The organism is Bacillus aerolatus (assembly GCF_009183655.1).
GTDB lineage: Bacteria > Bacillota > Bacilli > Bacillales > Domibacillaceae > Pseudobacillus > Pseudobacillus aerolatus.
Genome location: NZ_WEIO01000007.1, coordinates 93,451 through 119,871 on the forward strand (window position 1 = coordinate 93,451; position 26,421 = coordinate 119,871).

Annotated in this window: 24 protein-coding genes; 17 read left to right on the forward strand and 7 right to left on the reverse strand. The window is 45.8% G+C overall.

The window, feature by feature from the left end; genetic code table 11:
• The first annotated feature begins 66 nt into the window (after positions 1-66).
• Positions 67-912 (forward strand): EcsC family protein, encoded by an 846-nt coding sequence (locus F9802_RS12610; RefSeq protein ID WP_152152453.1) that lies wholly within the window; start codon positions 67-69, stop codon positions 910-912.
• 16 nt (positions 913-928) lie between these two features.
• Here the strand turns inward: F9802_RS12610 and F9802_RS12615 are convergent, their stop codons facing one another.
• On the reverse strand, positions 929-1,225 hold the full coding sequence (locus F9802_RS12615; RefSeq protein WP_152152455.1) for a hypothetical protein: 297 nt from the start codon (positions 1,223-1,225) through the stop codon (positions 929-931).
• Between the two features lie 209 nt (positions 1,226-1,434).
• Here F9802_RS12615 and F9802_RS12620 point away from each other — a divergent pair, with 209 nt between their 5' ends.
• Entirely contained in the window at positions 1,435-2,649 is a 1,215-nt protein-coding gene (locus F9802_RS12620; protein WP_191991954.1) for an argininosuccinate synthase, read from the forward strand.
• Positions 2,646-4,040, forward strand: a complete 1,395-nt coding sequence (argH, locus tag F9802_RS12625; RefSeq protein ID WP_152152459.1) for an argininosuccinate lyase — start codon at positions 2,646-2,648, stop codon at positions 4,038-4,040. The genes F9802_RS12620 and argH overlap by 4 nt, the downstream gene beginning before the upstream one ends.
• Before the next feature lie 220 nt (positions 4,041-4,260).
• On the opposite strand, the gene F9802_RS12630 is transcribed toward argH, so the two are convergent.
• Positions 4,261-4,710, reverse strand: coding sequence for a universal stress protein (locus F9802_RS12630; RefSeq protein ID WP_152152685.1), 450 nt, complete (start codon positions 4,708-4,710; stop codon positions 4,261-4,263).
• An 81-nt stretch (positions 4,711-4,791) separates the two neighbouring features.
• A complete protein-coding gene (locus F9802_RS12635) occupies positions 4,792-5,886 on the reverse strand; it encodes a M24 family metallopeptidase (RefSeq protein ID WP_152152461.1) in 1,095 nt (364 codons plus the stop codon).
• A gap of 141 nt (positions 5,887-6,027) precedes the next feature.
• Between F9802_RS12635 and F9802_RS12640 the strand changes: the two genes are divergently transcribed.
• Positions 6,028-6,708, forward strand: a complete 681-nt coding sequence (locus tag F9802_RS12640; RefSeq protein ID WP_152152463.1) for a metal-dependent hydrolase — start codon at positions 6,028-6,030, stop codon at positions 6,706-6,708.
• A gap of 114 nt (positions 6,709-6,822) precedes the next feature.
• Positions 6,823-8,136 (forward strand): DRTGG domain-containing protein, encoded by a 1,314-nt coding sequence (locus tag F9802_RS12645; protein WP_152152465.1) that lies wholly within the window; start codon positions 6,823-6,825, stop codon positions 8,134-8,136.
• A gap of 442 nt (positions 8,137-8,578) precedes the next feature.
• On the opposite strand, the gene F9802_RS12650 is transcribed toward F9802_RS12645, so the two are convergent.
• The gene (locus F9802_RS12650) at positions 8,579-8,881 is read right to left on the reverse strand and encodes a YtpI family protein (RefSeq protein ID WP_152152467.1); all 303 of its coding nucleotides are present in this window, start codon (positions 8,879-8,881) and stop codon (positions 8,579-8,581) included.
• Positions 8,882-8,978: 97 nt separating this feature from the next.
• Between F9802_RS12650 and F9802_RS12655 the strand changes: the two genes are divergently transcribed.
• A complete protein-coding gene (locus F9802_RS12655) occupies positions 8,979-9,920 on the forward strand; it encodes a DHH family phosphoesterase (RefSeq protein ID WP_152152469.1) in 942 nt (313 codons plus the stop codon).
• A 3-nt stretch (positions 9,921-9,923) separates the two neighbouring features.
• On the opposite strand, the gene ytrI is transcribed toward F9802_RS12655, so the two are convergent.
• Positions 9,924-10,433, reverse strand: a complete 510-nt coding sequence (gene ytrI, locus F9802_RS12660) for a sporulation membrane protein YtrI (protein ID WP_152152471.1) — start codon at positions 10,431-10,433, stop codon at positions 9,924-9,926.
• Positions 10,430-10,765, reverse strand: coding sequence for a YtrH family sporulation protein (locus F9802_RS12665; RefSeq protein ID WP_152152473.1), 336 nt, complete (start codon positions 10,763-10,765; stop codon positions 10,430-10,432). The genes ytrI and F9802_RS12665 overlap by 4 nt, the downstream gene beginning before the upstream one ends.
• Positions 10,766-10,909: 144 nt before the next feature.
• Here F9802_RS12665 and dnaE point away from each other — a divergent pair, with 144 nt between their 5' ends.
• From dnaE to F9802_RS12705, 8 genes are all read left to right on the forward strand, one after another.
• The gene (gene dnaE, locus F9802_RS12670) at positions 10,910-14,263 is read left to right on the forward strand and encodes a DNA polymerase III subunit alpha (protein WP_152152687.1); all 3,354 of its coding nucleotides are present in this window, start codon (positions 10,910-10,912) and stop codon (positions 14,261-14,263) included.
• A gap of 108 nt (positions 14,264-14,371) precedes the next feature.
• The gene (locus F9802_RS12675) at positions 14,372-15,610 is read left to right on the forward strand and encodes an NAD(P)-dependent malic enzyme (RefSeq protein WP_152152475.1); all 1,239 of its coding nucleotides are present in this window, start codon (positions 14,372-14,374) and stop codon (positions 15,608-15,610) included.
• A gap of 4 nt (positions 15,611-15,614) precedes the next feature.
• Complete coding sequence (locus tag F9802_RS12680) at positions 15,615-16,232, forward strand: FadR/GntR family transcriptional regulator (RefSeq protein WP_152152477.1); 618 nt, start codon at positions 15,615-15,617, stop codon at positions 16,230-16,232.
• Between the two features lie 77 nt (positions 16,233-16,309).
• The gene (gene accD, locus F9802_RS12685; protein WP_152152479.1) at positions 16,310-17,182 is read left to right on the forward strand and encodes an acetyl-CoA carboxylase, carboxyltransferase subunit beta; all 873 of its coding nucleotides are present in this window, start codon (positions 16,310-16,312) and stop codon (positions 17,180-17,182) included.
• The gene (gene accA / locus F9802_RS12690; RefSeq protein ID WP_152152481.1) at positions 17,179-18,129 is read left to right on the forward strand and encodes an acetyl-CoA carboxylase carboxyl transferase subunit alpha; all 951 of its coding nucleotides are present in this window, start codon (positions 17,179-17,181) and stop codon (positions 18,127-18,129) included. The genes accD and accA overlap by 4 nt, the downstream gene beginning before the upstream one ends.
• Before the next feature lie 284 nt (positions 18,130-18,413).
• Positions 18,414-19,373, forward strand: coding sequence for a 6-phosphofructokinase (gene pfkA / locus F9802_RS12695; protein WP_152152483.1), 960 nt, complete (start codon positions 18,414-18,416; stop codon positions 19,371-19,373).
• A gap of 28 nt (positions 19,374-19,401) precedes the next feature.
• Positions 19,402-21,162, forward strand: coding sequence for a pyruvate kinase (gene pyk, locus F9802_RS12700; RefSeq protein ID WP_152152484.1), 1,761 nt, complete (start codon positions 19,402-19,404; stop codon positions 21,160-21,162).
• 128 nt (positions 21,163-21,290) lie between these two features.
• Positions 21,291-21,677 carry an FxsA family protein gene (locus tag F9802_RS12705; RefSeq protein ID WP_152152487.1) on the forward strand — a complete coding sequence of 129 codons (387 nt, stop codon included), beginning with the start codon at positions 21,291-21,293 and terminating at the stop codon, positions 21,675-21,677.
• Between the two features lie 207 nt (positions 21,678-21,884).
• Here the strand turns inward: F9802_RS12705 and ytvI are convergent, their stop codons facing one another.
• Positions 21,885-23,015, reverse strand: coding sequence for a sporulation integral membrane protein YtvI (gene ytvI, locus F9802_RS12710; protein WP_152152488.1), 1,131 nt, complete (start codon positions 23,013-23,015; stop codon positions 21,885-21,887).
• 164 nt (positions 23,016-23,179) lie between these two features.
• On the opposite strand from ytvI, the gene F9802_RS12715 reads away from it, so the two are divergent.
• From F9802_RS12715 to icd, 3 genes are all read left to right on the forward strand, one after another.
• Positions 23,180-23,611, forward strand: coding sequence for a DUF441 domain-containing protein (locus tag F9802_RS12715; protein WP_152152689.1), 432 nt, complete (start codon positions 23,180-23,182; stop codon positions 23,609-23,611).
• Between the two features lie 286 nt (positions 23,612-23,897).
• Positions 23,898-25,016: a citrate synthase gene (citZ, locus tag F9802_RS12720; protein WP_152152490.1), complete on the forward strand. Its 1,119-nt coding sequence runs from the start codon at positions 23,898-23,900 to the stop codon at positions 25,014-25,016.
• Positions 25,017-25,124: 108 nt separating this feature from the next.
• Positions 25,125-26,393 (forward strand): NADP-dependent isocitrate dehydrogenase, encoded by a 1,269-nt coding sequence (gene icd, locus F9802_RS12725; protein ID WP_152152492.1) that lies wholly within the window; start codon positions 25,125-25,127, stop codon positions 26,391-26,393.
• The last annotated feature ends 28 nt before the right edge of the window (positions 26,394-26,421 follow it).

Sequence of the window (26,421 nt, forward strand, 5' to 3'; positions counted from 1 at the left end):
ATTGACATTTTTTCATCAATAACAGAAAATGAAAAGACAAGACTGAGTTTGATGGGGGGATTTCACATGACTTGGACAGAACGGGATGAAGCGGTCTGGGAAGAAATTATGGCGTGGGAACAGTCGCTTGCGGAGTATGTAGGCAATGATTTTCAATATACATATTCTAAATGGCTGAACGCGGCGCTCGAAGCGATTCCGGAAGAGGCGCTGTCTGCTTTTTTTGCCCAGCTGGATGGAGTGCTGTTCCACATGCATTCGCTGCTTCAAGGCTCCCAGTTTCAAAATGAAGCGAGAGAGCGAATTTTAACGTCTGCCCGTGTATTCAGAGAAGACGTGGAAGCAATTGCAGATTTGAAAAAGCTGACGCTCGATCAAATCCGCTACTTAAGCAGCCAGCAGGCGTCAAGACATCGACTGTATTCACTTATTCAAGGCGGCATTACCGGAACGGGAGGAGCTGTTCCACTCAGCACCGACTTTGCAGCAATGGTTGTTCTTAATTTGCGGGCCGTGCAAGTAACCGCTATGTCGTACGGATATGACCCCCAGCTACCGTTTGAAATGGTGGCTTCGTTAAAAGTTTTTCATGCGGCTACGCTGCCTAATCGATTGAAAGCTGAGGGGTGGCAGGAGCTGCTGCTTGAGTTGGAAGGGAGCGATCAGTTTTATTTTTACAATGAAACAGAACAGCTCACTGACCCGACGTGGATGGAAGGCCCGGTAAAGCAGCTCGGCAAACTCCTTGCTATCACACTGTTTAAAAACAAAAAGATGTCCAATTTGCCGCTTATTAGCCTGGCTATTGGGGCAGGAACGAACTATCGCCTGACAAAAAATATTACTGATTTTGCTGAAAAATATTATCAATACCGCTGGCTGCAAGAAAAAAAAGAAGCTGCTCACACATAAAGTGAGCGGCTTCTTTTTATTTATCCACAGATGGTGCCGTGCGGAACCAGAGCCATAAATCATTAATAATAGAAGCAAGCTCGCTGATTTCTTCGTTGAGGCGGCAGGAAAGGGGGAAATCGTCTTCTTGGTCGAGCCGGGCCTGCCGGTCATTGATTTTAAATTCTAGTTCTTTGATCCGGTCGGGGATGCGGCCGCGGATCGTTTCCCATTCGTGAAGCAGTTCTTCCTGCTCTGTGGCAGAATAAAGGCTCCACTCTTTCTCTAAATGGGGCAATGGAATACCTAATCGTTCATTTAGTTGAAAATGCATATTTTTCTCCTTTTTTTCTTTTATCGTAGCTGTTTCCCGCTTTTTCTGCAAAAGAAAATAAATAGATGAGTATTTATTCAACAAAATGAATTTTTTTAAAATAAATACTTGAAAGCATGGAAAGAACATGTTATTCTTTATTCATACAAAAGAATAAAAATAAAATTTAATGTATATTTATACTAATAGATAGCAGCTCAGAGGAGGAAATTATAATGAACAAAAAAGTCGTGTTAGCTTATTCCGGTGGCTTAGATACATCAGTGGCTATTCCGTGGCTGAAAAATAAAGGATATGACGTCGTGGCGTGCTGCCTGGATGTCGGTGAAGGAAAAGACTTACAATTCATTAAAGATAAAGCATTGAAAGTTGGAGCGGTAGCCAGCTACATGATCGATGCGAAAGAAGAATATGCAAACGAATATGCATTGCTTGCGCTGCAAGGGCACACATTGTATGAAGGCAAGTATCCGTTAGTATCCGCGCTGTCCCGTCCGCTTATTGCGAAAAAGCTAGTAGAGGTAGCTGAAAAAGAAAATGCGGTCGCTGTTGCTCACGGATGTACGGGTAAAGGAAACGACCAAGTTCGTTTCGAAGTTTCTATTAAAGCGTTAAATCCAAATCTTGAAGTATTAGCTCCAGTGCGTGACTGGAAATGGTCACGTGAAGAAGAGATTGAATATGCAAAACAAAACAATATTCCGATTCCGATTAACCTTGACAGCCCGTTCTCCATTGATCAGAACTTGTGGGGGAGAAGTAATGAGTGCGGTATTTTAGAAGATCCGTGGGCAGCTCCGCCCGAAGAGGCGTATGAATTAACAACGGCACTTGAATATACACCGGACGTGCCGGAAGTAATCGAAATTGATTTTGAACAGGGTGTACCGGTTGCACTTAACGGCAAAAAATACTCTGTTGCCGAACTGATCCTTGCGTTAAATCAAATTGCAGGCAAGCACGGCGTGGGCAGAATTGACCATGTGGAGAACCGTCTTGTTGGTATTAAATCAAGAGAGGTGTATGAGTGCCCGGGCGCAATGACGTTAATTTTAGCGCATAAAGAGCTGGAAGATTTAACGCTTGTGAAAGAAATGGCGCATTTCAAACCAGTTATCGAGAAGAAATTAACAGAGCTAATTTATGAAGGCCTATGGTTCTCACCTTTGAAAAAGGCGCTTGAAGCGTTCTTGAAACAAACACAACAATTTGTTACAGGTACAGTGCGCGTGAAATTATTCAAAGGCCATGCGATTGTTGAAGGAAGAAAATCTGAGTACTCACTATACGACGAAAAACTCGCTACGTATACAACAGAAGACGAGTTTGATCACGAAGCAGCTGTTGGATTCATTCAGCTGTGGGGTCTGCCGACAAAAGTGAACTCTATGGTTCAGCAAGAGAAAGTGAAAGTCAATCAATGAGCAAGCTTTGGGGAGGGCGCTTTCAAAAATCAGCAGAAGAATGGGTAGACGAATTCGGCGCCTCTATCCACTTTGATCAAGAGCTTGTTTTTGAAGATCTCGAAGGCAGCATGGCACACGTGACGATGCTTGGCAAAAGCGGCATTTTAACAGAAGAAGAAACGAATCAAATTCTGGGCGGCCTTGAAGCTTTAAAGGAGAAAGCTTCAAAAGGTGAATTAACGTTCTCGGTTGCCCAAGAAGACATCCATTTAAACTTGGAGAAATACTTGATCGAAGAAATCGGCGCGGTCGGCGGCAAGCTGCACACTGGCCGCAGCCGTAACGATCAAGTCGCCACTGATATGCATTTGTACTTGAAGAAGCAGGTCAAGCTTATCATTGGATTGATTGAACAGTTTCAAGAAGCACTTGTGGGGAAAGCAGAGCAGCACGTGGAAACATTGGCGCCCGGCTATACCCATCTGCAAAGAGCACAGCCGATTTCATTCGGCCATCATTTAATGGCGTATTTTTGGATGCTGCAACGAGATAAAGAGCGGTTTCAAGAGGGATTGAAGCGCATCGATGTCTCGCCTTTAGGGGCGGGAGCGCTTGCTGGAACCACTTTCCCGATTGACCGTCAATTATCTGCAGATCTGCTCGGATTTTCCGGCGTGTACGCCAACAGCATGGATGCGGTTAGTGATCGTGACTTCATTCTGGAATTTTTAAGTGATTCCTCCATTTTAATGATGCACATGTCCCGTCTCGCTGAAGAAATGATTCTTTGGTCGAGCCAGGAATTTCAGTTTATTGAAATGGACGATGCATTCTCGACCGGCTCAAGCATTATGCCGCAAAAGAAAAACCCTGACATGGCGGAGCTTATCCGTGGAAAAACAGGGCGCGTCTACGGCAATCTCTTCAGTTTATTGACCGTATTAAAAGGCTTGCCGCTTGCGTATAACAAAGATATGCAAGAGGACAAAGAAGGCATGTTTGATACGGTACATACGATCATCGGTTCCTTAAAAATTTTCACAGGGATGGTCCAGACGATGAAGGTGAACGAGGGCCGCTTAGAGGAAGCAGTCCACAATGACTTCTCCAATGCCACGGAGCTCGCTGATTACTTAGCGTCAAAAGGCATTCCATTCCGTGAAGCACATGAAATCGTCGGAAAACTTGTGCTTCACTGTATTCAAAACCAATGCTACCTCGCCGACCTGTCTTTAGAGAAGCTAAAGTCAGCGTCAGAGAGCATTGAAGAAGACATTTATCAAGTGTTGTCTCCATATGAGGCCGTTAAAAGAAGGAAGTCTTTAGGCGGCACCGGTTTCGACCAGGTTCAGCTCCAAATCGAGACAGCAAAATACTTGATCAATGACAAACAGCCCCTTAAGGAGTAAGGGGCTGTTTTGCTGTGGAAAAGATGCGATTAGTATTTAAAATGCTCTAGGTGACTTCTGAATTATGGAACCAATTTGTGGCGGAAAACACTCAAACTCGTGAACAACTCGCCCGAAGTGATGAACAACGCTCCCAAATCGTGAACGACTCGCCTGAAGTGATGAACAACACCCCAAAAGCAAACATCCGCCCCGGAAGTCCGGAGCGGATGTTTACGAGTTATTCACCTTTGTCTGTCCGAACGACGAGGACATCGCAATTGGAGGCGCGGACGACGTGTTCGGAGACGCTCCCGATTAAGAAGCGTTCCATGGCGTTCAGACCGGTTGCTCCACATACGATTAAGTCGGCTTTTACTGCTTTCGCTGCGTCTTTAGGGATGATTACTTTTGGTGAGCCGTATTCGACATACGTGTTGACGGCTGGCACGCCTGCTGCTTCAGCTGTCGATTTATACTCTTTCAGCAAATCACTGCCGTACGTAGTAGCCCGGTCAGCGATGGAGCGGTCATAAGCTTCGATGGCTGCAAATGAACGAGTGTCAATGACATGTACAAGGTTTAGTACGGCGCTATTGCGTTTGGCAATTTCGATTGCTTTTCGAAACGCCCATTCGGCTTCTTTTGAACCGTCAACTGCAACAAGAATGCTTTCATACTTCATGCTCATCATTCATTCCCCCTTTTTCTTTTATTCTACATGAAAAGAGGAACGCATACATCTTATATGTTTCTGAAAATGCGAAATTTATTAAACAATTGTTAATTCTTTCGGGAAAGAAGTTAAAATTTCAACGCCGTCAGCGGTGACATAGACGTCGTCTTCAATTCGTACACCCGCCACATCTGGGACGTAAATACCGGGTTCAATCGTAAACACCATGCCTTCTTCTAAGCGTAATTCATTCTTTTCTGTAATACCCGGGTATTCATGGACGCTGATGCCAAGCCCGTGTCCAAGGCGATGCGGGAAAAATTCACCGTAGCCTGCTTCCGTAATAATGCGTCTGGCGGTCAGGTCGATGTCTTTTGCCATCATTCCTGGTTTCACAGCCCCTATTGCTGCTAGTTCTGCTTTCAAAACCGTTTCGTAAATTTCGCGCTGCTTGTCTGAAATCTCGCCAAAGGCGATCGTGCGAGTAATATCCGAGCAGTACCCTTCGTACACAACACCGAGGTCAAACAAAACGAGATCGCCTTTTTGCACTTTCGATGCGCCCGGTGTCCCATGCGGAGAAGCAGCATTTTTCCCAGTCAGTACCATCGTGGAAAAAGACATTTCGGCAATGCCTTGCTTTTTCATTTCAAATTCTATTTCCGCAAGAATCTCCAGCTCTGATTTGCCTTCTCGGATTGCTTCGGCACCTGTTTTTACAGCGAGGTCAGCATATTCAGCCGCTTTTTTCAGGCGGGCAAGCTCATCTTGGTCTTTAATTAGGCGCAGCTGCTCCATTTTTTCTTCAGCGGCGATAAAAGCAGCGCCCGGAAAGCGTCCGGAAAGCTCTTCATACCGCTCTACATTCAAATGCTGTTTTTCGACTGCAATCCGCTGTACGCTGCTGCTTCGGCTTTTTACACGTTGATCAATCATATCCCACGGGTTTTCAATATCTGTGTAGCCGACAACTTCAAAGCTCCAGCCGCTGTTTTTTGCATCATTCACTTCCATTTTTGGACAGACGAGAAAAGGCTCGGCTTCAGGAAATACAGCTACACCGAGCAGCCGCTCGTGCGGATCACTTCTGAAGCCTGTTAAATAAAATACATTTTCAGGAGTTGTGATAAAAGAAAAAGGAACGTCTTTTTCTCTCATCCAATCCATTAATTTTGTTAATCGTTTGTTCATTATGTGTCCTCCTCGAAAAAATTGGGCCAATAAAAGCCTATCAACAAATGATGAGTAAGTAAATATATAGACATGCAGGGGAATTTGATGTTTCATCGAATAGTACGAGTGGGAATATTTTTATTGAAAGGGGTTTTACATATGAAAGTATCTTATCATGGACATTCCATCGTGAAAGTGGAAACAAACGGAAAAACGATTTTGATTGACCCGTTTATCACAGGCAATGACTTAACAGATTTGCAGGTGGAAAATGAGCGGCCGGATGTCATTATTTTAACGCACGGACATGGTGATCATGTTGGTGACACGGTCGAACTCGCAAAAAAAAGCGACGCGCTCGTCATTGCGGTGAATGAACTGGCAGTTTATTTAAGCCATCAAGGAGTTAATACGCATCCGATGCATATCGGCGGCAGCCGTGAATTTGATTTTGGGCGGGTGAAGTTTACGCAGGCGTTTCATGGCTCAGGTATCCAACAGGAAGACGGCACATTCCTTTACATGGGTATGCCGGCGGGCGTCTTGTTAATGATTGAAGGGAAAACGATTTATCATGCCGGCGATACCGGAATCTTTTCCGATATGAAGTTGATTGGCGAGCTTCATCCGATTGATTTGGCGTTCCTCCCGATCGGAGATAACTTTACGATGGGGCCGGATGACGCAGCGCTTGCGGCTAAATTTTTACAGGCAAAGCAAGTAGTGCCGATCCATTTTAACACCTTCCCGCCAATTAAACAGGATCCTTATGTATTCGTTGAACAGCTGGAAACGAAAAATGGGAAAGTGTTAGAGCCTGGCGAAGTGATCGAATTGTAACAGTTTCAAGGCTGCAAGGAGTCCCTTGCAGCCTTTTCTGAATGCAATTGAATCCAATCCCCTTTCAAAGTATAATAACTGTATTAGCGAGTTTGAAAGGAACAGGTGAAACAGTTGATTACAAAACACGAGCAAATTTTACAATATATAGAGGGATTGCCGATCGGAGAAAAAATTTCTGTCCGCCAAATTGCTAAAGCATTGTCGGTCAGTGAAGGAACGGCGTACCGGGCGATTAAAGATGCCGAAACGAAAGGATTTGTTTCGGCGATTGAGCGTGTTGGGACGATCCGGATTGAGCAAAAGAAAAAAGAAAATATTGAGAAGTTGACGTTTGCCGAGGTAGTCAACATTATCGATGGCCAAGTGCTTGGGGGGCGTGCCGGACTGCATAAAACGCTGAATCGGTTTGTCATTGGCGCCATGAAGCTGGAAGCAATGATGAGGTATACCGGGCCTGATAACCTTCTGATCGTCGGCAACCGGACGAAAGCACATGAACAAGCTTTACAGGCAGGAGCAGGCGTGTTAATTACCGGCGGTTTTGAAGCGGATGACCACGTGACAAAACTTGCGGATGAATTGGAGTTGCCGGTCATTACTACGACGTATGATACGTTCACAGTGGCGACGATGATTAACCGCGCCATTTATGACCAGCTCATCAAAAAAGAAATTGTGCTTGTCGGAGACATTTTTACTCCTTTTGACCAGACCGTTTCATTGTCTGTTAGCGATAAAGTCAGCCATTGGATGGAGAAGAACCAAGAAACGCTCCATAGCCGCTTTCCGGTGCTTGATCAGCAGCTGAAAGTTCAAGGAATTGTGACAGCGAAAGATATTATGGGGTTTGAAAAAGAAACGGCTATCGAAAAAATTATGACGAAGCAACCGATCGTTGCTACAGCAAAAATGAGCGTGGCTGCAGCCGCTCACATGATGATTTGGGAAGGCATTGAGCTTTTGCCAGTCGTTGATGATCAGAACCGCATTCAAGGTATCGTCAGCCGCCAGGACGTTCTGAAAACATTGCAAATGACGCAGCGTCAGCCGCAAATGGGAGAAACGCTCGATGACACGATTACGAATCAAATCGATTTATTAGGAGACAAAACAGAAGAAGCATATAAATTTGAAGTCACACCGCAAATGACGAACCAGCTCGGCACAATTTCGTACGGTGTTTTTACGACGCTCGTTACAGAAGCGGCGAGCCGCTCACTGCGAACGAAGAAAAAAGGCGATATCGTTGTAGAAAGCATCACCATTTATTTCTTTAAGCCCGTGCAAATGGAAAGCATGTTAGAAATCCATCCAAACGTACTCGAAGTCGGACGGAAATTCGGAAAAGTCGACGTCGAAGTCTACAACGGCGGCAGGCTCGTCGGAAAAGCACTAATGATGTGCCAACTACTCGACCGGCAATAACGAAAAGCGGAAGCGGCCGTTTAGACTCGGCAGGCATAAGACGGACCGCCGAAGTGGCGCTCTTTGCCACATAGGCGTGCCGGCTTATGACCGAGAGTCTGGCCGTTGCAGCTAGACAATAACGAAAAGCGGAAGCGCCTGTCCAGCCGCGACAAGCAAATGGCTGACAGCGAGGAGGCAGTATTTCAGCCACCACAGCTGGCAGACATTTGACCTCGAGCGGCTAGGCGCTGCAGCTGGCCAATAACGAAAAGCGGAGCCGACTGTTTTGGGGCGGCAAGCATATGCCAGAATGACGAAATGGCGCTTTTCAGCCATGCAGTCAGACTGGCATATGACCTCGAGCCCCAAGGAGGCGGAGCTGGCCAAACAAAAAGCGGAAGCGCCTGTCCAGCCACGACAAGAAAAAACCGCTCTCAAAAGAAAGCGGCTTATACAATCATTAATTTTTTAATTCTTCCGCTTCTTTGCGGGCGTACGGAAGGAAATGCCGGTACGCTTTAAAACCGGCCCAAAGGCTCGCAAATCCGATGAGCAGGAAGAAAGCGGCAACAATATAAGAAATAGTAGTCTGTTGGATAAACAATGTATTCAAGCCGAAACAGCCGACAAAGAGGCCGAGAGCCATGCTTGATTTTGCGGACAGCCATTTTTTCTCCATCGGGCGTCTGCTTCTGACGTATTGAACCTTATAAATAATATAAAAAGAAAACGATAAAACGATCAAAAATACTAAAACCGGCATAGTTTTTCCTCCATCTATTTGTTCAAACATCTCTATTTTACCGGGAATGCGGGGGAAATTCTACTTAAAAAACTTGCCTGCTGCAAAGGAGCTTAAGATGAAGAAGCAAATCATCCAAAAAATAAAAGAATATGAAACGATCATTATCCACCGCCATGTGCGTCCTGATCCCGATGCGTACGGGTCGCAAGGGGGACTTGCGGAAATGATCCGCGCTTCTTTTCCTCATAAACGAGTGTACACAGTTGGAAAAGAAGAACCGACACTTAATTATTTGCGCAAGCTCGATGTGATTTCGGACGAAGCGTATGAAGGTGCGCTTGTCATCGTTTGTGACACGGCCAATCAAGACAGAATTTGCGATAACCGTTATAAGTTTGGCAAAGAGTGGATCAAAATTGACCACCATCCGAATGAAGACCCGTACGGCGATCTTCTTTGGGTAGACACGTCCGCCAGTTCTGTCAGTGAAATGATTTATGATTTGTTCAAAAGCGGCATAGAAGATGGTTTGAAGCTGAACGATGAAGGCGCACGCCTCTTGTTTGCCGGCATTGTCGGCGATACTGGCCGTTTCCTTTACCCGAGCACGACGATGCGCACGATGGAGTATGCCGGTGAACTGCTTCAATTTGACTTTGACCGCAACGAGCTGTTTAACCGCATGTATGAAACGGAAGAGAAAGTATTAAAGCTGCAAGGCTATATTTTGCAGACATTCCGTTTGGCGCCGAACGGGGCGGCTTCTGTCACGTTGAAAAAAGAACTTCTTGATGAATATGGTGTCGTTCCGTCTGAGGCATCGCTGCTCGTCAGTACGCTCGGCAGTGTGAAAGGAATTAAAGCGTGGGTCTTTTTTATCGAAGAAGAAGATCAAATCCGTGTGCGCCTGCGTTCAAAAAAGCCGGTAATTAATGAAATTGCCAAAAAGTATAAAGGAGGCGGCCATCCGCTCGCTGCCGGCGCTTCCGTTTATTCGTGGGAAGAGGCAGAGGAGGTGGCAGCTGATCTTGAGGCTCTTTGCATGGAGAGCATGTAAGATTCAACTGCCTTCAAGTTCCATTTCTAGCTGGATGTGGATCGTCGTATAAAAGTGCCATTCTTTGACGTGCAAAGAATAGCTCCGTTTGTTAATTTTCAGCGTTTTGTTTTCTATGCTCTGCCGAATCAGTTCTTTATGGGAATAAACGGTTTCAAGGTCTTTCGCATATAAAACGGATAAATCTTTTTTTATTTGTTCTTTGGCGGAGAAAATGCTCTGGGCGTCATCGATGCCGTATTTTTCATAATTGATAATATCAACTTCAATTTCCTGCACAGTCAGCTTGTGCAGGTTTTTTTTATTAAGCTCTTTGAATTCTTCCTGCCAAATCTCGAGCTGTGTCCGCAGCTCGCTAATGTCATTTTTCTGCTTTTCCAGCACGACCGTTTGCCGTTCCTGCATAGCGCCGAACATATAAAGAAAGAGCAGCCAGCTTAAACAAAAGCCGATCGCCGCCCCGGCCAGTACCCATTTTGCCTTCGGTTTTTTATGAAGCGATGGCACTCTCATGGAGAGATGTGCTCCCCGATCAGCCACACGATAATGACTTTGCCCGTGTAGGCACCTCCCATGGCTGATAAAATTAATAAAAACTGTTTGAACAAATCTTTCGTTTCACCATCTAAAAAGCCTTTTTCAAAGCTGTACAGCGTATCAAATGTCCCCCCGATAGCCGCGATAATTGCCCAAATCCGCAAACTTTCACTTATTTGCTCAATGCTTGTATAAAGCGGTTTTCCTGTCGTAAAAGCCGCCAGCCCTCCGATTAATGAACCGCCGAGCAGGACACCGAATGCGATAAAATAACATTTAAATAATTCATGAAAAAAAGTTTCGGCCATATGTCCTCCATCTGTGCTTGTCTTTCTATTTATATATGTGCGGCCGGCAAGCTATATGAAAACAGAACATATTTTCTTTTTTCAAGCGGCCGACTTATAATGAAAGTATGAATAAAGAACGAAAATTGTAAATGAAGGATGATGATGATGTTTACGCATCTGCAAGTTCAAACAGGCTATAGCCTTTTGTCGAGTACTGTGTCAATCGGCAAGCTGACGGCAAAAGCAGAGGAGCTGGGCTATCGTGCGCTCGCCATCACGGACCGCAATGTTATGTACGGTGCTGTGCCTTTTTACAAGGCGTGTAAACAGGCTGGCATCAAGCCGATTATCGGTTTAACTGCTGATGTGGAAAGCGGGCTTACGGAGGGAAAATCATTTCCGCTCGTGCTGCTGGCTAAAAACAATACCGGCTATCATCACCTGCTGAAAATATCAAGTGCCATTCAAACGAGAGCGAAAGAAGGCATTCCGTTAAAGTGGCTGAAAGGCTATTCTTCAGGGGTGTTTGCTTTTACTCCGGGCATTGAAGGAGAAGTGGAGCAGTTGCTTATGAAAGACCCGGAGCAGGCGGCAAAAGCCGCTTTGCTGCTGCAAGAACAGTTTGAACCGGGACATTTCTTTCTATCTGTCGGGCGCTGCGGGCAACAAGGGGAAGAAGCAGCAATTGAAGCGATGAAGAAACTGAGTGCTTCGCTGTCGGTTCCGTTGCTTGTATCTAATCGGGTCACTTATATAAACAAAGAAGAAGCGTTCGCCGCCCAGTGCCTAGAAGCAATCCGCGACGGAGTAAAGTTGGCAGATAAGCACATAGACGAGAACGATCAAGCATATTTTACTTCTAAAGAAGAAATGGCCGAGTTGTTTGTTGATCTGCCGGAAGCGCTCGAGCAGACGGCCCGGCTCGCGGATGCCTGCCAAGTGGATATTCCGCTCGGCCGCCGCCTGTTGCCGAGATATCCTGTACCGGATGGAGGGTCAGCCGCTCTTTATTTACACGAATTGTGCCAAAAAGGACTGGAAGAATCAGAGAGAGCGCAGCAGCCCGAGTATGAGGACAGGCTGGCCTATGAACTCGACACAATTGAAAGAATGGGCTTTAGCGATTATTTTCTGATTGTCTGGGACTTTATGAAGTTTGCAAAAGATGAAAATATTTTGACAGGACCGGGCAGGGGGTCGGCGGCTGGTTCGCTCGTTGCTTATGTGCTCGGGATTACGACCGTCGATCCGCTTGAACATGGGCTTTTATTTGAACGATTTCTGAATCCGGAACGTGTGTCTATGCCCGATATCGATCTCGATTTTCCTGACCACCGGCGCGATGAAGTGATCCGCTACGTGGCTAATAAATACGGAATGCTCCATGCCGCGCAAATTATTACGTTCGGTACGCTGTCTGCCAAAGCGGTTATGCGTGACGTAGCGAGAGTGTTTGGCTTTTCTACGAAAGAGCTTGAACAGTTGTCAAAACTGATTTCATCGCGTTCCGGCTTAACGCTGAAGCAACAGTACGCGGAATCTGCGGGCTTTCGTGAGTGGGTGCATCAGACGAGGGAAAATGAAAAAATATACAAAACGGCATTAACACTTGAAGGGCTGCCGCGCCACACGTCCACTCATGCAGCTGGGATGGTCATTACAGAAGAGCCGCTGACAGAACTCGTTGCCATACAAGAAGGGCATGACGGAATTTTTTTGACACAATTTCCAATGGACACGCTGGAAGAACTCGGCTTGCTGAAAATTGATTTGCTCGGTTTGCGCAATTTGACGATTCTTGAAAGAATGATTGATTCTATTTATTATGTAGAAGGAAAAAGACTAACTTTGCAGAATATACCTTTACAGAATGAAGAAACGTTTCGGCTTTTAGGAGAAGGAAAGACGACTGGCATTTTTCAACTGGAATCAGAGGGGATGCGCAAAGTGCTGACGAAACTAAAGCCAAATCGTTTTGAAGATATCGTTGCAGTGAACGCTCTGTACCGGCCGGGTCCGATGGAAAATATTCCTCTTTATATTGAGCGCAAGCACGGCCGCCAGCCGGTTGACTATCCTCATCCTGATTTAAAGGATATTTTAGAACCAACGTACGGCGTGCTCATTTACCAGGAGCAAATTATGCAGATTGCCTCCAAGCTTGCGGGTTTTTCTCTCGGAGAAGCTGATTTATTAAGAAGAGCCGTCAGCAAGAAGAAAAAGGGGCTACTGGACAGTGAGCGCCGGCATTTTGTCGAGGGCGCAGTGAAAAACGGCTACAGTGAGGAAACGGCGGAGAGCGTCTATCACCTCATTGTCCAATTCGCTAATTACGGTTTCAACCGGAGCCACGCGGTTGCTTACAGTTTTATTGCTTACGGTCTTGCGTACTTAAAAGCGCATTACCCGGCGATTTTTATGGCAGCGCTGTTAAGTTCCGCTGTTGGAAATGAAGACAAGATTAAACAGTATGCCGCGGAAGTGAAAGATATGGGGCTTGCCTTGCTGCCGCCTTCCATTAATCGCAGCCATTATCCATTTAAGGCCGAAGACGCCGGCATTCGTTTTAGCCTGGCAGCGATCAAAGGTGTGGGAGCGGGCGTGCTGAAAGCAGTGACAGCCGCCCGGGAAAAGGGGCCGTTTATTGATTTATTTGACTTTTGTATGCGCGTGCCGCTCAATGTGGTAAACCGCAAGGCAATGGAAGCTTTCGTATTTGCTGGGGCATTTGACGATTTTAAAGAAGACCGTGCTGTGCTGCTTGCCACTCTTGACGCAGCGATTGAACATGCGCAGCTCATTCAACCGGAAGAAGGGGCAGACGGAGCGTTATTTGTGGAAGATGACTTTTTTCCGAAGCCGAAGTACACGCAAGTCGACCCGATTCGGATGGAAGATAAACTTACGCTTGAAAAAGAAGTGCTCGGCCTTTATTTATCGGCGCATCCGACAGAACCGTATGAAAAGCTTTTCAAACAGGCGGGAGCGGTTCCGATTTCCCGCCTTACTTCCGGCAGCCGCAGCGTATCTGTCGGTATTTTCATGAATGAAGTGAAGTCGATCCGCACGAAAAAAGGAGAAAACATGGCATTTGCCGATTGTTCAGACAGGAGCGGTGACATAGAAGGCGTTGTGTTTCCTGCCGTCTACCGTACACGCACGGCTGTCATCCAAAAAGGCGCTGTTCTTTATTTGACAGGGGACGTGGAAGAAAGAAACGGACGAAAGCAGCTGATCGTTAAAACCGTAAAAAGCGTGGAAGAATTGCAAGAATGGCAGTTAGAAAAAGAGAAAACGTTGTACTTGAAAATACCCGAATCGCCGGATGAACATTTAATCCTTGAAGATGTTCACCGGCTGCTCGGCCGCTTCAAAGGGGAAACATCGGTCGTTCTTCATTATGAAAGAAGCCGCCAGACCGTGAAACTTCGTGAAAAGAGTTCCGTTAAACCGACAGAACAATTACTGGAAGAATTAAAGAAAATAATTGGAACAGAGCATGTCGTGCTTAAATAAAATTACTTTACAACTTTTCGCCGATGGTTTATTGTGTGTAATAGACAAAAATGTGGTCTGACCACTAACTGGCGGACAAGGATTGCGAAAAGCAGGGAGCGAAAAATTATGTCAATTAGAGAAGAAGCTTTACATATGCATAAAATCAATCAAGGAAAGCTATCTACCGGCATTAAAACAGCAGTGAAAAATGCCAAGGATTTAAGTCTTGCTTATTCGCCCGGTGTGGCAGAGCCATGCAAGGAAATTTATGAAAAGCCGGAAACGGTATTTGACTATACAATTAAAGGCAATACTGTGGCTGTCGTTTCAAACGGTACAGCGGTGCTTGGACTTGGAAATATCGGTGCGGAAGCGGCCATGCCGGTCATGGAAGGAAAAGCAGTATTGTTTAAAAGCTTTGCTGGTGTAGATGCATTTCCAATTTGTTTAAACACAGAAGATGCGGATAAAATTGTGGAAACCGTGAAATTGATGGAACCGACATTTGGCGGCGTCAACCTAGAAGACATAGCTGCTCCGCACTGCTTTGAAATTGAGGAGCGTTTGAAAAAGGAAACGAACATTCCGGTGTTTCATGACGACCAGCATGGTACAGCAATCGTTACCGTCGCCGGACTGTTCAATGCGCTCAAATTAACAGGCAGAAAGTTCAAAGATATTAAAGTGGTTGCCAATGGTGCAGGTGCGGCCGGCATTGCCATCATTAAATTGTTATCAAGCTATGGTGTCCGCGACATTATTATGTGCGATTCGCGCGGAGCGATTTATGAAGGGCGCCCAGAAGGCATGAATCCAGTGAAAGACGAAGTCGCCAAGTTTACTAATATTGGCCGCGAAGAAGGTACACTTGAAGATGCGATCAAAGGCGCGGATGTATTTATCGGCGTGTCTGTTGCCGGCGCATTAACAAAAGAAATGATTGAAACGATGAATCCGGAGCCGATTATCTTCGCGATGGCGAACCCAGTTCCGGAAGTGATGCCGGAAGAAGCAAAAATGGCTGGTGCCCGAGTGATTGGAACCGGACGATCGGATTTTCCAAACCAGGTGAATAATGTACTGGCGTTTCCAGGCATTTTCCGGGGGGCATTGGATGTGCGTGCGACGCATATTAACGAAAAAATGAAGCAGGCGGCTGTAGAAGCCATTGCCGGTTTAATTGATGAAAGCGAGCTTAATGCTGATTACGTTATTCCCGGTCCTTTCGATCCTCGTGTCGCACCGGCAGTCGCAGCAGCAGTGGCGAAAACAGCGATGGAAACAGGCGTTTCCCGCTTAAAAGCAGACCCTGAAGAAGTGCGAAAACGGACGATGCAGCTGTCTCTCATTGGAAAAGGTGAATAAATTCGTGCAGCATGAACGGCCGCAATCCAAATTCGCGGAAGTCGTCGAAAAGATTCGTGATATGATCGCGGCAGACGAGCTGCTTCCCGGAGATAAGCTGCCGTCGGAACGAGAGCTGTCCGAGCGGCTCTCTGCTGCGCGCTCTTCTGTTAGAGAAGCGCTGCGGGCACTGGAGCTGCTCGGGTTAATTGAAACGAAGCGGGGAGAAGGCACTTTTCTCCGCGATTTTAGCGACCATCAGCTTGTTCAGCTGTTGAGCACGTTTATTTTAAACAAGGACCAGACGAAAAAAGATGTCCAACTGACGAAAGAAATTGTGGAAATGGGCTGTTTGTCTTCCGTAGCGGCGCAGCCAGGCTTAGATGAACAGCTGGCTGAGCTCTCTGCGAAAATGAAAAAATCTTCTTTTACGGAACACGATTTTTTTGCTTATTTAATGGATGTAAGCGGCAACTCACTACTTAAAAAAATCTGGCTGATTGTATCTGATTATGCAGCTGCGATTCATCAGGAAAACAGGCCCGCAACAGACATGGAAGCTTTTGATCATTTAATTTATTCATTAAAGACAAAAAATATAAAAGATATTTTTGAAGCATACAAACAGCTTTCCAGCCGGTGAGCTGTTCCGTTATTTTGCCGTCCATCTCATGAAAACAGATGATTAGGTTGAAGCTTTTACAGGGGAGAGGATGCAAGTTGATTAAAGATTTATTTAATAAACAAAAACCGAAGAAGAAAAAATATGCGACGATACCGACAGAGGCGAGTAAGCAGGACGTTCCTGAAGGGATTATGCAAAAGTGCCCGAAATGCAAAAAGATCATGTATACGAAAGAATTAAAGAAAAACTTACAAGTCTGTCTGCAATGTGGCCATCACCATGGAATGACTGCATTTGAACGCCGTGATTCCTTTATTGATGAAGGTACATTTCAAGAGCTCGATGCCGGACTCGCTTCAACGAATCCGCTGAACTTCCCGGATTACATGGAAAAAGTCGAGGCGGATAGACAGAAAACAAAAATGAATGAAGCCATTTTAACTGGTGTCGGCCGGATCGATGGCTTTGAAGTCGTCGTTGCCATCATGGATGCCCACTTTCGAATGGGCAGCATGGGATCGGTTGTCGGCGAAAAAATCACGAGAGCGATTGAAGAAGCGGACAGACGCAGTGTGCCGTTCATTATTTTCACGGCTTCAGGCGGCGCCAGAATGCAAGAAGGTGTCCTTTCATTAATGCAAATGGCGAAAACAAGCGTGGCTTTAAAGCGCTTCAGTGAAAACGGCGGATTGATCATTTCAATTATGACCCATCCGACGACAGGCGGCGTATCCGCAAGCTTCGCGTCACTTGGTGATTATAATTTTGCAGAACCTGGCGCGCTGATCGGATTTGCCGGCAGACGGATTATCGAACAAACAATTCATGAAAAACTGCCGGAAGATTTCCAGACGGCTGAATTTTTATTAAAACATGGCCAGTTGGATGCGGTGATCCACCGCCACGATATAAAAGAAAAAATTTCCTTTTTACTTGACATACATCAACCGGGTGGTGAACTCGCATGATAGGATTAGAATTTGAGAAACCAGTAACGGAGCTTAAAGGGAAAATCGCTGAACTAAAAGAGTTTACTTCTACGTCTGACGTTGATTTAACGGAAGAAATTGAAAAGCTCGAACAGCGGCTCAAAAAACTGGAAAAAGATATTTACGAAAGCATGACCCCTTGGGACCGCGTGCAAATGGCCCGTCATCCGGAGCGGCCGACCACGCTTGATTACATCGGCCATCTGTTTACCGATTTCATGGAACTGCATGGTGACAGGCTATTTGGTGATGATGCAGCCATCGTCGGCGGGATTGCTAAGTACCATGGTCTTCCTGTAACAGTGATCGGTCATCAGCGCGGACGTGATACGAAAGAAAACATCAAGCGTACATTCGGTATGCCACATCCGGAAGGCTATCGGAAAGCACTCCGCTTAATGAACCAGGCGGTGAAGTTTAAACGTCCAATTATTTGTTTGATTGACACAAAAGGGGCTTACCCGGGAAAAGCGGCAGAAGAACGCGGACAGAGCGAAGCGATCGCCAAAAATTTATTTGAGATGGCTGGCATGGAAGTGCCTGTTATTTGTATCGTTATAGGCGAAGGTGGAAGCGGCGGGGCGCTGGCACTCGGCGTCGGCGATAAATTGTTTATGCTGGAGAACTCTACGTATTCCGTTATTTCACCGGAAGGAGCAGCGGCGTTGCTTTGGAAAGATGCTTCTCAGGCAAAGCGGGCAGCAGAAACGATGAAAATTACGGCGGGCGACTTAAAAGCGCTTGGCATTATTGACAGCATCATTCCTGAAGTAAGCGGCGGCGCTCATCGTGATGTCGTCCAGCAGGCGGCGCTCATTGATGAAACACTGAAGCCGGCACTGAAGCAATTGCTTCAATTGTCAGCGTCCGATTTATTGGATCAGCGCTATATGAAATACAAAACAATCGGAGAATACAGTCTCTGATTGTTTTGGGCGAATAAATAGCGGGAAAAGAAGAACGTGCAGCTGAGGGCAAAAAGCACGTTCTCTTTTTTTGGAAAATCGAGTCTTTTTTTGTGATATAAAAGAGTAAACGCTTGCAAAAGGACGCCATTCCGATTTAATTGCGAAGGCGGTGTATAAGCGTTGTGAAGGTCAGACCTTTCTGTTATTTTAGAATAGACGAGCAGAGAACAGACTAACATTAAGTAGAAGGTCGTTTTCTTATAGACAGTCAATCAAGTACATATTAAGACGGGGGGATTCATGTGAAGCGTATCGGAGTGCTGACGAGCGGCGGTGATGCACCGGGAATGAATGCAGCCGTTCGCGCTGTCGTCCGTAAAGCTATTTATCACGGGTTGGAAGCGTATGGTATTTATCAAGGCTACCAAGGGTTAATTACTGGCAACATTCAACAGATGGAAGCGGGCTCAGTCGGCGATATTATTCATCGCGGCGGAACCATTCTCCGTTCAGCGAGGTGCCCCGAGTTTCAATCAGCAGAAGGACAGAAAAAGGGGCTGGAGCAGCTGGAGAAATATGAAATCGACGGGCTCGTTGTCATTGGCGGCGACGGTTCTTATCGCGGGGCGAAAGCGATTACTGAGCTTGGCTATCCGTGTGTCGGTGTGCCCGGGACAATTGATAATGATATTCCGGGAACAGAGTTTACAATTGGGTTTGATACGGCATTAAATACAGTCATTGATGCTGTGGATAAAATTCGTGATACGGCCAGTTCCCATGAGCGGAATTTTATTGTAGAAGTAATGGGCAGAAACGCCGGAGATCTGGCGCTGTGGGCCGGCCTCGCCGGCGGAGCGGAAACGATCGTTATCCCAGAAGACCCTATCGATATGGAGTCCATTAAAGTGCGTTTATTAAAAGGGCTTGAACGTGGCAAAAAACACAGTATTATTATCGTGGCTGAAGGAGTCATGAGCGGAAATGAATTCGCCGAAAAAGTAAAAGAATTAACCGGAATTGAAACGAGAGTATCTGTCCTTGGCCATATGCAGCGGGGCGGTTCTCCAACAGCTGTAGACCGCATGCTTGCAAGCCGTTTGGGGGCAAGGGCAGTAGAACTTTTACTTGCCGGAAAAGGCGGACGCGCGGTCGGAATTGAACGGAATGAACTCGTCGACTACGACATCATAGAAGCCCTTTCTCTCCCTCACAAACTTGATTTGGACATTTACCGGTTATCAAAAGAGCTATCCATTTAATATATTTTCCATAGGAGGCTGTCAAAAGATGAGAAAGACAAAGATTGTATGTACGATTGGCCCTGCAAGCGAAAGCCCGTCCATGCTTGAGAAGCTAATGGAAGCGGGCATGAACGTAGCCCGATTGAACTTTTCACACGGAAATCACGAAGAGCATGCGCAGCGAATTAAAAACATTCGCGAAGCAGCAAAAAGGACCGGGAAAACGATCGGTATTTTATTGGATACGAAAGGACCCGAAATCCGCACGCATGAAATGGAAAACGGTTCGATTGAACTCACAGCCGGCAGCAAGGCGACGATTTCCATGTATGAAACGCTCGGCACGCCTGAAAAATTTTCGGTATCGTATGAAGGGCTGATTAATGATATACAGATCGGGGGAAAGATTCTCCTGGATGATGGTTTAATTGCACTCGAAGTCACAGGTATTGACAAACAGCAAGGGGAAATTCAAACGAAAGTGCTGAACAGCGGAACGCTTAAAAATAAAAAAGGCGTCAACGTACCAGGAGTATCTGTCAACCTTCCGGGAATTACAGCAAAAGATGCGGAAGACATTAAGTTCGGCATTGAGCAGGAAGTTGATTTTATCGCTGCTTCTTTCGTCCGCCGGGCATCTGATGTACTGGAAATTCAAGAGCTGCTGGAACAGTATGGGGCGGGCCATACTCAAATCATCCCTAAAATTGAAAATGAAGAAGGCGTCGATAACATTGACAGCATACTTGAAGTGTCTGATGGATTGATGGTGGCACGGGGGGACCTCGGCGTGGAAATACCTGCGGAAGAAGTGCCTCTCGTCCAGAAAAAATTAATTCAAAAATGTAATATGCTTGGCAAACCGGTTATTACAGCTACACAAATGCTTGATTCGATGCAGCGCAACCCTCGGCCAACACGCGCAGAGGCAAGCGATGTGGCGAATGCTATTTTCGACGGAACGGATGCAATCATGCTTTCAGGAGAAACAGCAGCTGGCATGTATCCGCTTGAAGCTGTTCAAACGATGCATAACATTGCCGATAGAACAGAAACGGCGTTAAACTATTCGGAAATTTTATCTATACGCAGTAAAGTGAGCGGCCATACGATGACTGATGCGATCGGGCAATCTGTAGCTCATACGGCCAACAATCTTGAAGTAAAAGCGATCGTAACACCAACTGAAAGCGGCCATACGGCACGGATGATTTCGCGCTACCGCTCGAAGGCACCTATTGTGGCTGTCACATCTAATGAACAAGTATCGCGCAGTCTGGCGCTCGTCTGGGGAGTATTTTCGCATATCGGGCCAAAAGTAAAAACGACCGATGAAATGCTGGAATTATCTGTACAGCAAAGCCTGCACACCGGCCTTGTGAAGCACGGCGATTTAATCGTGATCACAGCGGGTGTGCCAGTCGGTGAAGCAGGCACAACAAACCTCATGAAAATTCATGTCGTTGGAGATGTTTTAATCAAAGGACAGGGAATCGGCCGTAAGTCAGCCTATGGAAAGGTAGTCGTTGCCAAAGATGCAGCGGAAGCACTCAGCAAAGTAGAAGAAGGATCGATCCTTGTGACGATTGGCAGCGACAGAGACATGGTGCCGGCTATTGAAAAATGTGCCGCTCTCATTACAGAAGAAGGCGGATTGACGAGCCATGCGGCAGTTGTTGGCATTAATCTTGGCATGCCGGTTCTCGTTGGCGTCAACGATGCAATGTCTATTTTAAAAGACGGCCAGGAAATCACAGTCGACGCAGCAAGAGGCATTATTTATAACGGGCATGCAAACGTCCTTTAATTGAGCGGGGGTGTCCCAGAAGTCAGTGAATTACCGACTTTTGGGCCGCTTCTTTTTTTTGCTGAAGAAGCCGGGGGAATGGTATAATAAATCCAGGCATAAACTGAAAAATAAAAGGGGATAAGCCGTTGAAATATTTACTTTTTATTTTTATTATCATTCCGGCGCTTGAGATTGGGCTGCTGCTTTTTTCAGGAAAAATGATCGGGGTGTTTCCGACAGTCCTTCTCATTTTGGCAACAGGCTTTACAGGGGCGTATTTAGCTAAAAAACAAGGAGTGCATGCGCTCACCCGCTTGCGTGAAGATGTGCAAAACGGCCAGTTTATCGGTGAGGCTGTGATCGATGGTGTTTGTATTTTAATCGGAGGCCTCTTGCTGTTGACACCTGGATTTGTGACCGACTTACTTGGCTTTTTGCTTTTGTTTCCATACACAAGAAGAGTATTGAAGCCGCTCGTGCTAAAAACATTTAAAAACTCATTTCAAAATGACCGTGTCATCATAATGAAATAGTAAAAGAGGATGTTCCCAAAAGCCAGGCTTTTGGGAACATCCTCTTTTTTTCAGTGGCCGGAAATGGTGAACAAAGCTATCAAAGTGATGAATAACGCGCTGGAATCGTGAACAAAGTCCTCGAAGTGATAAATAGCGCGCTAGTCTCGTGAACAAATCTTCCCGCATTTCTCCTCAGGATCAAAAACATACTAAGCTTAGTATGTTTTATTGAGGCGGCGGAGGGACGTCTTTGCCAATCACATACCCCCATAAGTCAGTAAATACGCCTGCACTATGAAGAGAATTGATGACGACGAGAACGACCGGACCGAGAATTAAGCCGAAGAACCCGGCAAGCTTAAAACCGACGAATAAAGCAATGAGCGTGGCAAGAGGATCAAGCCCGATGTTCGAAGACAGCACTTTCGGTTCCATAATCTGGCGCTGGACAATGACGATGACATATAACACGGTCAGCCCAATGGCAAGACTAGTATCGCCTGCGATAAACTCATAGATGATCCACGGGACAAACAGCGTACCTGTTCCGAGATAAGGAAGTAAGTCAACGAGACCGGCAACGAGTGCCAATGTAATCGCGTAATTTACCCGCAAAATAAGCAAACCGACAAGGACGATGAACGTTGTAATCGAAATGAGCGTCAGCTGAGCCCGCATAAAGCCGAACAACGCTTTTTTCAAAGCGGTAAACACTTTTCTTAAGCTTTCGGCCGCTTTGACCGGCAAATAGGTCATCGATCGCTGCTGAAGTTTCTCCCAATCTTTACTGATGAAAAAAGCAGCAAGAAATGAGAAGATTAAGCCTGTAGCAAAATTGGGAATCCATGAAATGAGTGTAGGAAGCTTTAAGAAAAAGGTCTGAATAAATTCGCTTGCTGTTGAAGCGAACTGCTCGCCCGTTTCCCGGATGTTCGCGGAAATCGTTTCTTGCTGGCCGGTATCCAGTGATTTAAACAGCCCGGCTGCCCGCTCGTAAAACGGGATGACTTGCGAAGCGAACATTGTTTCCATCTGGCCGACAACGACATGAATATGACGCGGTACGACCGAGGCGAAATAGTTGGCTCCCGAGACGATTTCAGCAATTAACAGTGTCATGCCGCCGGCAAAGACAGCCAAGATGAGAAGAATGGCTGTCGCGACAGCCGCCACTCTCGGTAGTTTTGCTTTCGTTTCCAGAAAGCGGACGAATGGCTTCATGAGAAAAGCAACAGCAAAACCGATAACAAACGGGTATGTTACTTTTGCAATATAGTATAAGGACAGAAGCAGCAGAATAGTGGAAACAATAACAATGATGAAACGAATAAGCCTGTCCCGGCTCGTTGGACTCAAGGACCCACCTCCCTGAATATAGGGTTGTTCTAATATTGTAACAAGCAGTCAAAGGGAAGAAAAGAGAGAACAACTCACATAATACCGACAAAAACTGCGCCGGAGTCAAAAGCGCTTGCTAAAATGAAAGGAGTGAAAGCGTGTATCCTTATTTATTTTTACTCATGCTGCTTGTGATTGGTTTCATTGCTAAAAATCAATCGCTGCTTATCGCGGTCACCGTTCTGCTCGTTATGAAGATTATCGGCCTTGACGACAAGTTTTTTTCCGCGATTCAGGCGAAAGGAATCAACTGGGGAGTGGCGATTATTACCCTCGCCGTTCTTGTTCCAATTGCGACAGGGGAAATTGGTTTTAAAGAGCTCGGGGCTTCGTTAAAGTCGCCATTTGCCTGGATTGCTCTTATTTCAGGCGTGGTTGTGGCAATCCTTGGTAAAGGCGGTATCATTTTGCTGGCGGAAGATCCGGAAATTACAACAGCGCTCGTTTTCGGAACGATCGCAGCTGTTGCTCTTTTTAATGGAGTGGCTGTCGGACCGATTATCGGCGCCGGCATCGCTTATACGGCCATGAAAGTTTTTGAGTGGTTTCAATAGAAATTTTATTTATCAACATGTATAATGAGCACAGGAAGTAAACAATTTTTTAGTATAACATGAATCTTCCCCATGTTTTATTTAAAAGCCACAACAATTTTGTATATTTTTAGACACATGTCATTCACAAATATCAGATAATTGTTTATAATAGCAGTTGAAAGCGCAACCTTTTAATAAAAGTATTTATATTTTACGCGAAGCCATCTTGAGCATCCGCTCATTAACGATAGTGGTTTTAAAAAAAGGTAATGGGGAAACTAATAGTCGAAGGAGAGAACGAATTATGACGACCGCTCGTGGATTAGAAGGAATAGTGGCAACAACATCTTCAGTAAGTTCCATTATTGATGATACACTTACATACGCAGGTTACAACATTGATGATTTAGCAGAAAACGCAAGCTTTGAAGAAGTGATTTATCTGTTGTGGCACCGGAAGCTTCCCACACAGGCAGAGCTGGACGAGCTGAAACAGCAACTGGCAGACAATTATGATCTTCCTCAAGAAGTACTCAACCACTTTAAACAGTATCCAATTGATAAGGTCCATCCAATGGCAGCTCTTCGCACAGCCGTTTCGTTAATCGGTTTATACGATGAAGAAGCAGATGTAATGAATGATGAAGCAAATTACCGCAAAGCGATCCGCTTGCAGGCGAAAATTTCTGCGCTTGTCACAGCTTTTGCCCGGATTCGCAAAGGGCAGGAACCGATCGCGCCGCGCAAAGATTTCGGTCTGGCAGCGAACTTCCTGTACATGCTTTCCGGAAAAGAGCCGGAAGCAGTAGAAATCGAAGCATTCGATAAAGCGCTCGTTTTACACGCGGACCACGAACTAAATGCATCTACCTTTACGGCACGTGTATGTGTCGCTACTTTGTCTGACGTTTATTCCGGTGTAACAGCAGCGATCGGCGCCTTAAAAGGGCCGCTTCACGGCGGAGCGAACGAGCAAGTAATGAAAATGCTGTCTGAAATCGGCTCTGCAGACAATGCAGAACCATACATTTTGAATAAATTGAACAATAAAGAAAAAGTCATGGGCTTCGGCCACCGTGTGTATCGCCAAGGCGACCCGCGTGCGAAGCACTTAAAAGAAATGTCCAGAAGACTGACAGAATTAACAGGAGAGCCCCAATGGTACGAAATGTCCACGCAAATTGAGGAGCTTGTTACGACTCAGAAAAAGCTGCCGCCAAACGTGGACTTCTACTCAGCTTCTGTCTACCACAGTCTCGGCATCGACCATGACTTGTTCACGCCGGTCTTTGCAGTAAGCCGTGTATCAGGCTGGCTCGCGCACATTCTTGAACAGTATTCAAACAACCGCTTAATCCGTCCGCGTGCAGAATATACAGGCCCGGATATGCAAACGTATGTGCCAATTGGTGAGCGGAAGTAATTCTAATATTTACAAAACGCAAAAAAATTGGTGTAATATAGAGTGAGTAACAAAGGTTAGATGGCGAATGCCTCTAACCTTTGATTATGGAATTGGAGGTATTGTAAGATGACACAAGGCGAAAAAATTACTGTAACAAACGGAGTTTTAAATGTACCAAACCATCCGGTGATCCCATTTATTGAGGGTGACGGCATTGGCCCGGACATCTGGGCAGCAGCTTCCCGAGTGCTGGATGCAGCTGTTGAAAAAGCATACAACGGCGAAAAGAAAATCGAATGGAAAGAAGTATATGCCGGAGAAAAAGCATTCAACAAAACAGGTGAATGGCTTCCGGAAGAAACATTGGAGAGAATCCGCGAATACTTAATCGCGATTAAAGGTCCATTAACAACGCCAATCGGCGGCGGTTTCCGTTCTTTAAACGTAGCGCTTCGCCAGGAGCTGGACTTATTCGTCTGCTTGCGCCCGGTACGCTACTTTGATGGAGTCCCTTCTCCAATTAAGCGTCCTGAAGATACAGACATGGTCATCTTCCGTGAAAACACAGAAGATATTTATGCCGGTATCGAATATCAGGAAGGCTCAGATGAAGTGAAAAAATTAATTAACTTCCTGCAAAATGAAATGGGTGTGAACAAAATTCGATTCCCTGAAACGTCAGGCATCGGTATTAAACCTGTTTCTCAAGAAGGAACTTCCCGCCTCGTACGTGCAGCGATCAATTACGCCATTAAAGAAGGACGTAAATCTGTTACTTTAGTACATAAAGGCAACATTATGAAGTTTACAGAAGGCGCTTTTAAAAACTGGGGCTATGAGCTGGCTGAAAAAGAATTCGGCGATAAAGTATTCACTTGGGCTCAATATGACAAAGTGAAAGAAGAGCAAGGTACAGATGCAGCGAACAAAGCGCAAGCTGATGCGGAAGCAGCCGGCAAAATCATCATCAAAGATGCGATTGCAGACATTTTCCTTCAGCAAATCTTGACTCGCCCGAAAGAGTTCGACGTAGTAGCAACAATGAACTTGAACGGCGACTACGTTTCTGATGCACTTGCAGCACAAGTAGGCGGTATCGGTATCGCTCCAGGAGCAAACATTAACTATGAAACAGGACATGCTATTTTTGAAGCGACACACGGAACAGCTCCTAAATATGCAGGTCTTGATAAAGTAAACCCTTCTTCCGTTCTGCTTTCAGGTGTATTATTGCTTGAGCACTTAGGATGGAACGAAGCGGCAAAACTCATCACGGAATCCGTTGAGAAAACGATCGCATCTAAAGTAGTTACTTACGACTTTGCCCGTTTAATGGAAGGCGCGAAAGAAGTAAAAACTTCTGAGTTTGCTGACGAACTAATCAAAAACCTTTAATTAGCAGCATAACCGTTCCTCTTCCACT

Excerpts from the sequence above, each read along its gene's own strand:
- argH (WP_152152459.1), top strand. The coding sequence starts at position 2,646 with ATGAGCAAGCTTTGGGGAGGGCGCTTTCAAAAATCAGCAGAAGAATGG.
- F9802_RS12610 (WP_152152453.1), top strand. The coding sequence starts at position 67 with ATGACTTGGACAGAACGGGATGAAGCGGTCTGGGAAGAAATTATGGCG.
- F9802_RS12635 (WP_152152461.1), bottom strand. The coding sequence starts at position 5,886 with ATGAACAAACGATTAACAAAATTAATGGATTGGATGAGAGAAAAAGAC.
- ytrI (WP_152152471.1), bottom strand. The coding sequence starts at position 10,433 with ATGAGAGTGCCATCGCTTCATAAAAAACCGAAGGCAAAATGGGTACTG.
- F9802_RS12615 (WP_152152455.1), bottom strand. The coding sequence starts at position 1,225 with ATGCATTTTCAACTAAATGAACGATTAGGTATTCCATTGCCCCATTTA.
- citZ (WP_152152490.1), top strand. The coding sequence starts at position 23,898 with ATGACGACCGCTCGTGGATTAGAAGGAATAGTGGCAACAACATCTTCA.
- dnaE (WP_152152687.1), top strand. The coding sequence starts at position 10,910 with ATGATGTTTACGCATCTGCAAGTTCAAACAGGCTATAGCCTTTTGTCG.
- F9802_RS12675 (WP_152152475.1), top strand. The coding sequence starts at position 14,372 with ATGTCAATTAGAGAAGAAGCTTTACATATGCATAAAATCAATCAAGGA.
- F9802_RS12665 (WP_152152473.1), bottom strand. The coding sequence starts at position 10,765 with ATGGCCGAAACTTTTTTTCATGAATTATTTAAATGTTATTTTATCGCA.
- accA (WP_152152481.1), top strand. The coding sequence starts at position 17,179 with ATGATAGGATTAGAATTTGAGAAACCAGTAACGGAGCTTAAAGGGAAA.
- F9802_RS12630 (WP_152152685.1), bottom strand. The coding sequence starts at position 4,710 with ATGAGCATGAAGTATGAAAGCATTCTTGTTGCAGTTGACGGTTCAAAA.
- F9802_RS12640 (WP_152152463.1), top strand. The coding sequence starts at position 6,028 with ATGAAAGTATCTTATCATGGACATTCCATCGTGAAAGTGGAAACAAAC.
- F9802_RS12715 (WP_152152689.1), top strand. The coding sequence starts at position 23,180 with ATGCTGCTTGTGATTGGTTTCATTGCTAAAAATCAATCGCTGCTTATC.
- pyk (WP_152152484.1), top strand. The coding sequence starts at position 19,402 with ATGAGAAAGACAAAGATTGTATGTACGATTGGCCCTGCAAGCGAAAGC.
- F9802_RS12650 (WP_152152467.1), bottom strand. The coding sequence starts at position 8,881 with ATGCCGGTTTTAGTATTTTTGATCGTTTTATCGTTTTCTTTTTATATT.
- F9802_RS12655 (WP_152152469.1), top strand. The coding sequence starts at position 8,979 with ATGAAGAAGCAAATCATCCAAAAAATAAAAGAATATGAAACGATCATT.
- icd (WP_152152492.1), top strand. The coding sequence starts at position 25,125 with ATGACACAAGGCGAAAAAATTACTGTAACAAACGGAGTTTTAAATGTA.